We start from the raw sequence: 12,882 nt of genomic DNA on the forward strand, positions 1-12,882 counted from the left end.
GTAATCAGGTAATTCGGTTAGGAATCCTCTACCAAGAGGGTTCTTAGCCTTTTTGTGTATATATTTAAAAACAAGTTCTACAAATTCATTCACAGATGTCTTCAAATACTGTAAATCAAAGAGTTAATTTTGCTTCGACTAAAAATCCGCTTGAATACCCGGACTTTCTGGAAGTACAATTGAAGTCATTCCAAGACTTTTTACAATTAGATACCCCACCCGAGAAAAGAAAGAATGAGGGATTGTATAAAGTGTTTGCCGAAAACTTCCCCATTGCTGATACAAGAAACAATTTTGTTCTTGAGTTCTTGGATTACTATATTGATCCGCCGCGTTATACAATAGATGATTGTATAGAGCGAGGGCTTACTTATAGTGTTCCGCTTAAAGCAAAGTTGAAACTGTACTGTACAGATCCCGATCACGAAGATTTTGATACAGTAATTCAGGATGTATTTCTTGGGCCGATTCCATACATGACAGATAAAGCAACATTTGTTATTAATGGTGCAGAGCGTGTAGTTGTATCTCAATTACATCGTTCGCCAGGTGTGTTCTTCGGGCAAAGTGTGCATGCTAACGGAACAAAACTTTATTCAGCTCGTATCATTCCATTTAAAGGTTCTTGGATTGAGTTTGCTACCGACATTAATAATGTCATGTACGCATATATCGATCGTAAGAAAAAGTTGCCTGTGACAACTTTGCTGCGTGCTATTGGTTTTGAGAATGATAAAGATATTCTTGAAATCTTTGATTTAGCAGAAGATATCAAAGTTAACAAAACCAACTTGAAGAAAGTGGTTGGCCGTAAATTGGCAGCTCGTGTTTTGAAAACTTGGATTGAAGACTTTGTAGACGAAGATACCGGTGAAGTTGTTTCTATCGAGCGTAATGAAGTAATTATTGATCGTGAAACAATCATTGAACCGGAACACGTAGATGAAATCTTGGATTCGGGTGTGCAAAACATTCTTGTTCACAAAGAAGAAGCAAACCAATCGGATTTCTCGATCATTTATAACACACTTCAGAAAGACCCGAGTAACTCGGAAAAAGAAGCCGTACTGTATATCTACAGACAGTTGCGTAATGCTGACCCTGCCGATGATGCCAGTGCTCGCGAAGTTATTAATAACTTATTCTTCTCTGAAAAAAGATACGATTTAGGTGATGTTGGTCGTTATAGAATTAACAAGAAGTTAGGCTTAACAACAATGGATGTGAAAGTCTTAACCAAAGAAGACATCATTGAAATCATCAAATATTTAATTGAGCTTATCAACTCAAAAGCTGATGTGGACGATATCGACCACTTGAGCAACAGACGCGTGCGTACCGTAGGCGAACAGTTGTCTAATCAGTTTGCGGTAGGTTTGGCTCGTATGTCTCGTACCATTCGTGAGCGTATGAATGTACGTGATAATGAAGTATTTACTCCGATTGATTTGATCAATGCGAAGACTATCTCTTCGGTGATCAATACATTCTTCGGAACAAATGCTCTTTCTCAGTTCATGGATCAAACCAATCCTTTGGCGGAAATTACTCATAAGAGACGTATGTCTGCCCTTGGACCCGGTGGTCTTTCTCGTGAACGTGCCGGATTTGAGGTTCGTGACGTACACTATACTCACTATGGTCGTCTTTGTCCGATTGAAACTCCGGAAGGTCCGAATATCGGTTTGATTTCTTCCTTATGTGTATATGCGAAGATCAACGAACTGGGCTTTATCGAAACTCCTTATCGTAAAGTAGAAAGCGGTAAAGTAGATATTTCTGAAGATGGAATCATATACTTAACTGCCGAAGAAGAAACAGATAAAATTATTGCGCAAGGTAATGCTCCGCTTGATGATACTGGTAAGTTTATACGTAACCGTGTTAAAGCTCGTCAGGATGCTGATTACCCGGTTGTAGAACCTGATCGCATTGAATTGATGGACGTTGCTCCACAACAGATTGCTTCTATTGCAGCATCATTGATTCCTTTCCTTGAACATGACGATGCTAACCGTGCATTGATGGGATCGAACATGATGAGACAGGCAGTTCCTTTGTTGAAGAGCGAAGCTCCGATTGTTGGTACAGGTATCGAACGCCAATTGGTAAAAGACTCTCGTACACAGATTACTGCCGAAGGCGATGGTGTTGTAGACTATGTAGATGCAACTACGATCCATATTCTTTATGATAGAACTAAAGATGAAGAATTTGTAAGCTTTGAACCGGCTCTGAAAGAATATTCCATTCCTAAGTTCCGGAAAACAAATCAAAATATGACCATCGACTTACGTCCGATCTGTGAAAAAGGCGATCGCGTAGTGGCAGGTCAGATTCTGACAGAAGGTTATTCTACTCAAGACGGAGAACTTGCTTTAGGTAAGAACTTGTTGGTAGCATACATGCCTTGGAAGGGATATAATTATGAGGATGCGATCGTGTTGAATGAACGCGTTGTTCGCGAAGATATCCTGACTTCTGTACACGTAGAAGAATACTCACTCGAAGTGCGTGAAACTAAACGCGGTATGGAAGAGCTAACCTCAGACATTCCGAACGTAAGTGAAGAAGCTACCAAGGATCTGGATGAAAATGGTATCGTAAGAATTGGTGCGAACATTGAGCCGGGAGATATCTTAATTGGTAAAATCACTCCTAAGGGAGAGTCTGATCCTTCGCCGGAAGAAAAACTGTTGCGTGCAATCTTTGGTGATAAAGCAGGAGATGTGAAAGATGCTTCATTGAAAGCTTCACCTTCATTGAAAGGGGTAGTAATTGATAAGAAATTGTTCTCTCGCGTTATTAAGAGCCGTAGCTCTAAATTGGCAGATAAAGCTCTGTTACCTAAAATTGATGATGAATTCGAAACCAAGGTTGCTAAACTTAGAGGTATTCTGATTCAGAAATTGGTGAAGATAACAGAAGGCAAGCTGTCTCAAGGCGTGAAAGATTATTTAGGAGCAGATGTTATTGCACCTAATATCAAATTTACATATACCGATCTTGATCATTTGGACTTTGCTTCTGTACAGTTAAGCAACTGGACGAAAGATGAGCATACCAATAAGATGATTCGTGATCTGATTCTGAACTATTTGAAGAAATACAAAGAATTAGATGCTGATTTGAAACGTAAGAAGTTTAGTATTACTATTGGAGACGAGCTTCCTGCAGGTATCATTCAGATGGCTAAAGTTTACATTGCCAAGAAACGTAAGATTGGTGTGGGAGATAAGATGGCCGGGCGTCACGGTAACAAAGGTATCGTTTCAAGAATAGTACGTCAGGAAGATATGCCATTCTTGGCTGATGGAACACCTGTTGATATTGTACTTAATCCTCTTGGGGTGCCTTCGCGTATGAACATCGGACAGATCTTTGAAGCTGTTCTTGGTTCTGCCGGAAAGAAATTGGGAGTTAAGTTTGCTACTCCAATCTTTGATGGTGCCGACCTTGATGATTTGTCGCAATGGACAGACAAAGCCGGACTACCTCGTTATGGTAAGACCTATCTTTTCGATGGAGGTTCTGGTGAGCAGTTTGACCAACCTGCAACAGTAGGTGTGACTTACATGCTGAAATTGGGACACATGGTTGAAGATAAGATGCATGCACGTTCAATCGGACCATATTCGTTGATTACTCAGCAACCTCTTGGAGGTAAGGCACAATTCGGTGGACAGCGTTTCGGAGAAATGGAGGTTTGGGCACTTGAAGCATTCGGTGCATCTCATATCCTTCAGGAAATCCTGACGATCAAATCGGATGATGTTATTGGACGTTCTAAAGCTTATGAAGCGATTGTAAAAGGTGAACCTATGCCACAAGCGGGTATACCAGAATCTTTGAATGTATTGCTGCATGAACTTAGAGGTCTTGGTTTGAGTGTCAACTTAGAATAATATAATAAGTTGAGAGTTGAGAGTTGAGAGTTGAGAGTTTTGTTACTCTTTTCGTCTTAACTTTCAACTCTCAACTCTCAACTTTTAACTCTCAACTTATATAAAGTATGGCTTTTAGAAAAGAAAGTAAAGCAAAAAGTAATTTCTCGAAAATCTCAATAGGTTTAGCTTCTCCTGAAGAAATCCTGGAGACTTCGAGTGGTGAAGTATTGAAGCCTGAAACCATAAATTATCGTACGTACAAGCCTGAAAGAGATGGATTGTTCTGTGAGCGTATTTTTGGTCCTATCAAAGATTATGAGTGTCATTGCGGTAAGTACAAACGTATTCGTTATAAAGGAATTGTGTGCGACCGTTGTGGTGTTGAAGTTACAGAAAAGAAAGTACGTCGCGAACGTACCGGGCATATCCAGTTGGTTGTGCCTGTTGCACATATCTGGTATTTCCGTTCGCTTCCTAATAAAATAGGTTATTTATTAGGGCTTCCTACAAAGAAACTGGATTCTATCATATACTATGAACGTTATGTTGTAATTCAGCCGGGAGTTAAAGCCGATGACGGAATTGCGTTGAATGATCTTATCTCAGAAGAGGAATATCTGGATATTCTGGAAACACTACCTAAGGAAAACCAATATCTGGAAGATACCGATCCGAACAAGTTCATCGCTAAGATGGGTGCCGAAGCAATTTACGATTTGCTTTCTCGCCTTGATTTAGATGCACTTTCTTACGATCTGCGTCACCGTGCAAGCAATGATGCTTCTCAACAACGTAAGAACGAAGCTTTGAAACGTCTTCAGGTGGTTGAATCATTCCGTTCTTCTCGCGGTCGTAATAAACCCGAATGGATGATTGTACGTGTGGTTCCGGTTATTCCGCCCGAGCTTCGTCCATTGGTTCCATTGGATGGTGGTCGTTTCGCTACTTCCGACTTGAATGACTTATACAGACGTGTGATTATACGTAACAATCGTCTGAAACGATTGATCGAAATTAAAGCTCCTGAAGTAATCTTACGTAATGAAAAACGTATGTTGCAGGAATCTGTCGATTCATTGTTTGACAACTCACGTAAATCAAGTGCGGTAAAAACAGATGCTAACCGTCCGTTGAAATCTCTTTCAGATAGCTTGAAAGGTAAACAAGGACGTTTCCGTCAGAACTTGCTGGGTAAACGTGTTGACTACTCTGCACGTTCGGTAATTGTGGTAGGTCCTGAATTGAAAATGCACGAATGTGGTATCCCTAAATTGATGGCTGCCGAATTATATAAGCCGTTTATTATTCGTAAACTGATTGAACGTGGTATTGTAAAAACCGTGAAATCGGCTAAGAAGATTGTAGACCGCAAAGAAGCTGTAATCTGGGATATTCTTGAACATGTAATGAAAGGTCACCCAGTGTTGCTTAACCGTGCGCCGACACTTCACCGTTTGGGTATTCAAGCGTTCCAGCCTAAGATGATTGAAGGTAAAGCTATTCAATTACATCCGTTGGCATGTACCGCTTTTAATGCCGACTTTGACGGTGACCAGATGGCTGTGCACTTACCATTGAGCAATGAAGCTATACTTGAAGCTCAAATGTTAATGTTGGCTTCTCACAATATATTGAATCCGGCTAACGGCGCTCCTATTACTGTACCTTCTCAGGATATGGTGCTTGGTTTGTATTACATTACTAAGATTAGAAAAGGTGCTAAAGGCGAAGGATTAACATTCTATGGACCGGAAGAAGCAATGATTGCTTACAATGAAGGTAAAGTAGATATCCATGCTCCGGTTAAGGTAATTGTAAAAGACCTTGACGAGAACGGAAACATTGTTGACGTTATGCGTGAAACCTCTGTAGGGCGTGTAATCGTAAATGAAATCGTTCCGCCCGAAGTTGGTTACATTAATACAATTATCTCGAAGAAATCTCTTCGTGATATCATTAGCGATGTTATCAAAGCTTGCGGGGTAGCTCGTACTGCCGATTTCCTTGATGGTATTAAAGACTTAGGTTACAACATGGCCTTCCAGGGAGGTTTGTCGTTCAACTTAGGCGATATCATTATTCCGAAAGAAAAAGAAGAACTGGTACAACGTGGTTATGACGAAGTAGAACAGGTGGTTAATAACTATAACATGGGATTCATCACCAATAACGAACGCTACAATCAGGTAATTGACATCTGGACACATGTTAACTCAGAGCTTTCAAATATATTGATGAAGACTATTTCTTCGGATGATCAGGGATTCAACTCTGTATATATGATGCTTGATTCGGGTGCCCGTGGTTCTAAAGAACAGATTCGTCAGCTTTCAGGTATGCGTGGTTTGATGGCGAAACCTCAAAAGGCTGGTGCCGAAGGTGGTCAGATCATTGAGAACCCGATCCTTTCGAACTTTAAAGAAGGACTTTCGGTATTAGAGTACTTTATCTCTACCCACGGTGCTCGTAAAGGTTTGGCGGATACAGCTTTGAAAACAGCGGATGCGGGATATTTGACTCGTCGTTTGGTGGATGTATCTCACGATGTGATTATCAACGAAGAAGACTGTGGTACACTTCGTGGTCTTGTTTGTACAGACCTTAAAAATAATGATGAGGTAGTTGCAACATTATATGAACGTATCTTAGGACGTGTTTCTGTGCATGATATCATTCATCCTACAACTGGTGATATTATTATCTCCGGTGGTGAAGAAATCACAGAAGATATTGCTAAGATTATTGCACAATCTCCTATCGAAAGTGTGGAAATCCGTTCGGTGCTTACTTGCGAATCTAAGAAAGGTGTTTGTGCGAAATGTTACGGACGTAACTTGGCAACAAACAGAATGGTTCAAAGAGGAGAGGCAGTTGGTGTAATCGCTGCTCAATCTATCGGTGAGCCGGGTACTCAGCTTACGCTGCGTACATTCCACGCCGGGGGTACTGCATCTAACATCGCGGCAAATGCAGCCATCTATGCTAAGAACGATTCTCGCATCGAATTTGAAGAGTTGCGTACTGTTGATACGGTAGATGAAGCTGGATTGCCGGTGAAAGTGGTTGTAGGTCGTTTGGCAGAGGTTCGTTTTATCGATGTAAACACTAAGATTGTACTTTCTACACATAATATACCTTACGGTTCTAAGCTTTATGCTGCTGATAATGAACTAGTAGAAAAAGGTAAGATGATTGCTAAATGGGACCCATTTAATGCTGTAATTATTACCGAGGCTACTGGTAAGATTGAATTCGAAGGAGTCATTGAAAATGTTACTTATAAAGTTGAATCGGATGAAACAACTGGTTTAAGAGAAATCATTATCATTGAATCTAAGGATAAAACAAAACTGCCATCAGCTCATATATTCGATGAAAGTGGAGAATTGATCCGTACTTATAACTTACCTGTAGGTGGACACGTTGTGGTTGAAAACGGACAGAAAGTTAAAGCCGGTGAAGTAATCGTGAAGATACCACGTGCCGTAGGTAAAGCTGGTGATATCACGGGAGGTCTTCCACGTGTAACAGAACTCTTTGAAGCACGTAATCCATCTAACCCTGCTGTTGTTTCCGAAATTGACGGTGAAATTGCAATGGGTAAGATCAAGCGTGGTAACAGAGAAATTGTAGTTACTTCGAAAACAGGTGAAGTGAAGAAATACCTTGTGGCTCTTTCTAAACAAATCCTTGTTCAGGAGAATGACTATGTACGTGCAGGTACTCCGCTTTCGGATGGTGCCACCACTCCTTCTGATATCTTGGCTATTAAAGGCCCTACTGCTGTACAAGAATATATTGTAAATGAGGTACAAGATGTATACCGTTTGCAAGGTGTGAAAATCAATGATAAGCACTTTGAAATCATCGTTCGTCAGATGATGCGTAAAGTAGAAATTGATGAACCGGGCGATACTCGTTTCCTTGAACAACAAGTAGTTGATAAGCTTGAGTTTATGGAAGAAAACGACCGTATCTGGGGTAAGAAGGTGGTTCTTGATGCTGGTGATTCTCAAACAATGCAAGCCGGACAAATTGTGACAGCTCGTAAGTTAAGAGACGAAAACAGTATGCTGAAACGTCGTGACATGAAAGTTGTTGAAGTGCGTGACGCAATTCCTGCAACATCAACTCAGATTCTTCAAGGTATTACTCGTGCAGCATTGCAGACTCAAAGCTTCATGTCGGCTGCTTCCTTCCAGGAAACAACTAAGGTGTTGAACGAAGCTGCAATCAACGGTAAGGTTGATAGACTCGAAGGTATGAAAGAAAACGTTATCTGTGGGCACTTAATACCTGCCGGTACCGGACAGCGTGAGTTTGATAAAATTATAGTAGGCTCTAAAGAAGAGTATGACCGTATTTTAGCAAACAAGAAAACTGTACTTGACTACAATGAGGTATAAAACTCAATAAAGTTTAAATAGAAAGGTCCGAAAGTTCTGCTTCCGGGCCTTTTTTAATTTGTAAAATGAGAAATTTTCCTCCCCTCCAGATTTGTTTTTTTATATATAACATCAACTAACCGATTTTACCCAATCTTCGTTGAACAAATTTCCCCTGCGGCATATTTCTGATTGCCTTAACCATATTTTGCCACAGCCGTAATGAGATTTTGCCACGGCCGCAACAAGATTTTAATGTGGCCGCAACAAGAATTTGTCACGGCCGTAACAAAACTTTGTTGCGGCCGTGGCAAAAACCTTGCATAAGAAGCATCATAATATGTGCTACAACCACGCAGCGAATGAATTTTGTTTATTGAAAGGCATTATTCTATATCTCAACCTTATAGTGGCAAGATTGAGATATCCTTTTTTATTCTTTTCTTATGTGCTGTAAATTGTTACTTTTGTGCGGATTAAAATATATAGATTGAATTATGGAACAAAACAATAACAATGGTCAATTACAGATAGAATTGAAAGAAGACATAGCACAAGGTACTTATGCGAATTTGGCAATTATTACGCATTCCAGTTCCGAGTTTATTTTAGATTTTATTCGTGTAATGCCTGGTGTGCCTAAAGCAGGTGTGCAGTCTCGTGTAATTCTTGCTCCCGAACATGCTAAACGACTTCTTAAAGCTTTGGAGGATAATGTTTGGAAATACGAACGCACATTTGGGCCTATTAGGTTGGGAGAAGGAGAGGAACTGCCACCTATTGTAAATATGCAAGGTGAAGCATAATTAGGTAATGTCAAGTCTTTCATGGAAAAATCTCTCGTCAGTAAAGTGTTATATAGTAATAGACTACTCTCCTAATATAGCAAACTGTTGCTCTTCCGTAAACTAAATAAAAACTGGCTTTTAATTGAATATTAAAATATTATTCGTAACTTTGCAGCCCAAAATGTATAGTTGCGAAATCAATATAACATAAATATATAATTAAAAAAACAATTAAAATGCCTACAATTCAGCAATTAGTAAGAAAAGGGCGTGAAGTCTTGACGGAGAAAAGTAAATCTCCGGCGTTGGATTCATGTCCTCAAAGACGCGGCGTTTGCGTAAGAGTGTACACTACAACTCCAAAGAAACCTAACTCTGCTATGCGTAAAGTAGCTCGTGTACGTTTGACTAACCAAAAAGAGGTGAACTCATACATTCCGGGCGAAGGTCATAACTTGCAAGAGCACTCAATCGTACTTGTACGTGGTGGTCGTGTAAAAGACTTGCCAGGGGTACGTTATCATATCGTACGTGGTACATTAGATACAGCAGGTGTGGCAGGTCGTACACAAAGACGTTCTAAATACGGCGCTAAACGTCCTAAACCAGGTCAAGCTCCAGCAGCGGCCGGAAAAGGTAAGAAAAAATAATTTGAGATAAATTAATAATAAATTTCGTTTTAGTTTGTTGGAATAGAGATAAACGGTTGAGTAAATTCTCCGGAGGGAGAATTGAAGACAAGAAATCGCAGCCAGAAACAAAACATTATTGTTCAAACAAATGAGAAAAGCAAAACCAAAAAAACGTGTAATCCTTCCGGATCCCGTTTTTAATGACCAAAAGGTTACTAAGTTCGTAAATCATCTGATGTATGATGGTAAAAAGAACACTTCTTATGAAATCTTCTACGGCGCTCTTGAAGTAGTAAAGAACAAATTGCCTAACGAAGAAAAGTCATCGCTCGAAATTTGGAAAAAAGCTCTTGATAATGTAACTCCTCAAGTAGAAGTAAAGTCTCGCCGTGTAGGTGGTGCTACATTCCAAGTTCCTACTGAAATTCGTCCTGATCGTAAGGAGTCAGTTTCAATGAAGAATCTGATTTTATATGCTCGTAAGAGAGGCGGAAAAACAATGGCTGATAAGCTTGCTGCCGAAATTATTGATGCATTCAATGAACAAGGCGGAGCATACAAACGTAAAGAAGATATGCACAGAATGGCGGAAGCCAATAGAGCATTTGCACATTTTAGATTCTAATACTGAAGAACATTAATTATTAAAAGTAAGCGAAGGAATTAAAGAATGGCAAAGCAAGATTTACATTTGACCCGTAACATCGGTATCATGGCTCACATTGATGCTGGGAAAACAACAACTTCTGAACGTATCCTATTCTATACCGGATTGACTCATAAAATTGGTGAGACACACGACGGTACTGCAACAATGGACTGGATGGCTCAGGAACAAGAACGTGGTATCACTATTACTTCGGCGGCTACAACTACCCGTTGGAAATATGCTGGTGATATCTATAAGATAAATTTGATTGATACTCCAGGACACGTTGACTTTACTGTAGAAGTAGAGCGTTCTCTTCGTGTTCTTGATGGTGCTGTTGCTACATACTGTGCTGTTGGTGGTGTTGAGCCACAATCGGAAACAGTATGGCGTCAGGCTGATAAATATAATGTTCCACGTATTGGATACGTGAACAAAATGGACCGTTCGGGTGCAGACTTTTTTGAAGTAGTTCGTCAGATGAGAGAAGTATTGGGCGCAAACCCATGTCCTATCGTAGTGCCTATTGGCGCAGAAGAAACCTTCAAAGGAGTTATTGACTTGATTAAGATGAAAGCAATTCTTTGGCATGATGAAACAATGGGTGCTGATTATTCTGTAGAAGAAATACCGGCCAACCTTCTTGATGAATGCCAGGAATGGAGAGATAAAATGCTTGAATCTGTAGCTGATTATGATGATTCATTGATGGAGAAATATTTTGATGATCCATCAACAATCACTGAAGAAGAAATTTTGCGTGCCCTTCGTAATGCTACTATCCAGATGGCTATCGTGCCAATGTTGTGTGGCTCTTCATTTAAGAATAAAGGTGTGCAAACATTGCTTGACTATGCTTGTGCATTCTTACCTTCTCCATTAGATACAGGTAGCGTAACGGGTACTGATCCTAATACGGGAGAAGAAGTAGTGAGACAACCGGATGAGGAAGACAAAACAGCAGCTTTAGCATTTAAAATTGCTACTGACCCATACGTAGGACGCTTAACTTTCTTCCGTGTATATTCTGGTAAAGTAGAAGCAGGTTCTTATGTATATAACTCTCGTTCAGGTAAGAAAGAACGTGTATCACGTATTTTCCAGATGCACTCAAATAAACAAAATCCAGTTGAAGTAATTGGTGCAGGTGATATTGGTGCAGGTGTTGGATTTAAAGATATTCGTACTGGAGATACTCTTTGTGATGAAGCTGCTCCAATCGTATTAGAATCTATGGACTTCCCAGAACCAGTAATTGGTATCGCTGTTGAGCCAAAAACTCAAAAAGATATGGATAAACTGGCTAACGGATTGGCTAAACTTTCTGAAGAAGACCCAACATTTACTGTAAAAACCGACGAACAATCTGGTCAAACAGTAATTTCTGGTATGGGTGAACTTCACCTTGATATCATTATTGACCGTTTGAGACGTGAGTTCAAGGTAGAATGTAACCAAGGACGTCCTCAGGTAAACTACAAAGAAGCTATCACTAAGATGGTTAACTTGCGTGAAGTTTACAAAAAGCAATCAGGGGGTCGTGGTAAGTTTGCTGATATTATTGTAAATGTAGGTCCGGTTGATGAAGATTTTACATTGGGAGGCTTGCAATTCGTTGACGAAGTAAAAGGAGGTAACATTCCTAAAGAATTTATCCCTTCTGTTCAGAAAGGATTCTTAACCGCAATGAAGAATGGTGTATTAGCAGGTTATCCGCTTGATTCTTTGAAAGTAACGTTAATTGATGGATCTTTCCACCCAGTTGACTCTGATCAGCTTTCATTTGAAATTTGTGCTATCCAAGCCTATAAGAGTGCTTGTGCAAAAGCAGGTCCGGTGCTAATGGAACCAATCATGAGATTGGAAGTAGTAACTCCGGAAGAAAACATGGGAGATGTGATTGGCGACTTAAACAAACGTCGTGGTCAGGTAGAAGGAATGGAATCAAGTCGTTCAGGCGCAAGAATTGTAAAAGCGTTGGTACCATTGGCTGAGATGTTCGGCTATGTAACAGCACTTCGTACAATTACTTCGGGTCGTGCAACTTCATCCATGACATATTCACATCATGCACAAGTTTCTCAATCAATTGCGAAAGCAGTGCTTGAAGAAGTAAAAGGTCGCGTAGATCTAATATAATTCAGATAAAAGGTAGCAGGTTAGCGAATGACTCTTAACCTGCCACTTTTATTTTATATCATCAATGTATAACTAAAAAATAATATGAGTCAGAAAATTAGAATTAAATTGAAATCTTACGATCATAACTTGGTCGACAAGTCGGCAGAAAAGATTGTAAGAACTGTGAAAGCTACAGGTGCAATTGTTAGTGGTCCTATTCCATTGCCAACTCACAAACGTATTTTTACAGTAAACCGTTCAACTTTCGTGAACAAAAAGTCAAGAGAGCAATTTGAATTGAGCTCTTACAAAAGATTAATCGACATCTATAGCTCAACTGCTAAAACAGTAGATGCATTAATGAAGCTTGAATTGCCAAGCGGTGTAGAAGTTGAAATTAAAGTTTGATAATTAAATTAT

General features: G+C 39.9%; 7 protein-coding genes. All 7 read left to right on the forward strand.

Going from position 1 to position 12,882, the window contains the following annotated elements:
• Positions 1-95: 95 nt before the first annotated feature.
• The 7 genes from rpoB (at position 96) to rpsJ (ending at position 12,870) form a co-directional block, all read left to right on the forward strand.
• The gene (rpoB, locus tag D0T60_RS00995; protein WP_163216284.1) at positions 96-3,905 is read left to right on the forward strand and encodes a DNA-directed RNA polymerase subunit beta; all 3,810 of its coding nucleotides are present in this window, start codon (positions 96-98) and stop codon (positions 3,903-3,905) included.
• Positions 3,906-4,012: 107 nt separating this feature from the next.
• Positions 4,013-8,293: a DNA-directed RNA polymerase subunit beta' gene (rpoC, locus tag D0T60_RS01000; RefSeq protein ID WP_163216285.1), complete on the forward strand. Its 4,281-nt coding sequence runs from the start codon at positions 4,013-4,015 to the stop codon at positions 8,291-8,293.
• A 476-nt stretch (positions 8,294-8,769) separates the two neighbouring features.
• Positions 8,770-9,078 (forward strand): DUF3467 domain-containing protein, encoded by a 309-nt coding sequence (locus D0T60_RS01005; protein WP_163216286.1) that lies wholly within the window; start codon positions 8,770-8,772, stop codon positions 9,076-9,078.
• Positions 9,079-9,296: 218 nt separating this feature from the next.
• On the forward strand, positions 9,297-9,710 hold the full coding sequence (gene rpsL / locus D0T60_RS01010) for a 30S ribosomal protein S12 (RefSeq protein WP_163216287.1): 414 nt from the start codon (positions 9,297-9,299) through the stop codon (positions 9,708-9,710).
• Positions 9,711-9,840: 130 nt separating this feature from the next.
• Positions 9,841-10,317: a 30S ribosomal protein S7 gene (gene rpsG / locus D0T60_RS01015; RefSeq protein ID WP_163216288.1), complete on the forward strand. Its 477-nt coding sequence runs from the start codon at positions 9,841-9,843 to the stop codon at positions 10,315-10,317.
• 45 nt (positions 10,318-10,362) lie between these two features.
• Positions 10,363-12,480 carry an elongation factor G gene (gene fusA, locus D0T60_RS01020; protein ID WP_163216289.1) on the forward strand — a complete coding sequence of 706 codons (2,118 nt, stop codon included), beginning with the start codon at positions 10,363-10,365 and terminating at the stop codon, positions 12,478-12,480.
• An 84-nt stretch (positions 12,481-12,564) separates the two neighbouring features.
• On the forward strand, positions 12,565-12,870 hold the full coding sequence (gene rpsJ, locus D0T60_RS01025; RefSeq protein ID WP_002558075.1) for a 30S ribosomal protein S10: 306 nt from the start codon (positions 12,565-12,567) through the stop codon (positions 12,868-12,870).
• Positions 12,871-12,882: the final 12 nt, after the last annotated feature.

Origin of the sequence: Bacteroides sp. 224, assembly GCF_010500995.1 — a bacterium.
GTDB lineage: Bacteria > Bacteroidota > Bacteroidia > Bacteroidales > Bacteroidaceae > Bacteroides.

Coding starts and splice junctions, on each gene's coding strand:
- rpoB (WP_163216284.1), top strand. CDS start 96: ATGTCTTCAAATACTGTAAATCAAAGAGTTAATTTTGCTTCGACTAAA.
- rpoC (WP_163216285.1), top strand. CDS start 4,013: ATGGCTTTTAGAAAAGAAAGTAAAGCAAAAAGTAATTTCTCGAAAATC.
- D0T60_RS01005 (WP_163216286.1), top strand. CDS start 8,770: ATGGAACAAAACAATAACAATGGTCAATTACAGATAGAATTGAAAGAA.
- rpsL (WP_163216287.1), top strand. CDS start 9,297: ATGCCTACAATTCAGCAATTAGTAAGAAAAGGGCGTGAAGTCTTGACG.
- rpsG (WP_163216288.1), top strand. CDS start 9,841: ATGAGAAAAGCAAAACCAAAAAAACGTGTAATCCTTCCGGATCCCGTT.
- fusA (WP_163216289.1), top strand. CDS start 10,363: ATGGCAAAGCAAGATTTACATTTGACCCGTAACATCGGTATCATGGCT.
- rpsJ (WP_002558075.1), top strand. CDS start 12,565: ATGAGTCAGAAAATTAGAATTAAATTGAAATCTTACGATCATAACTTG.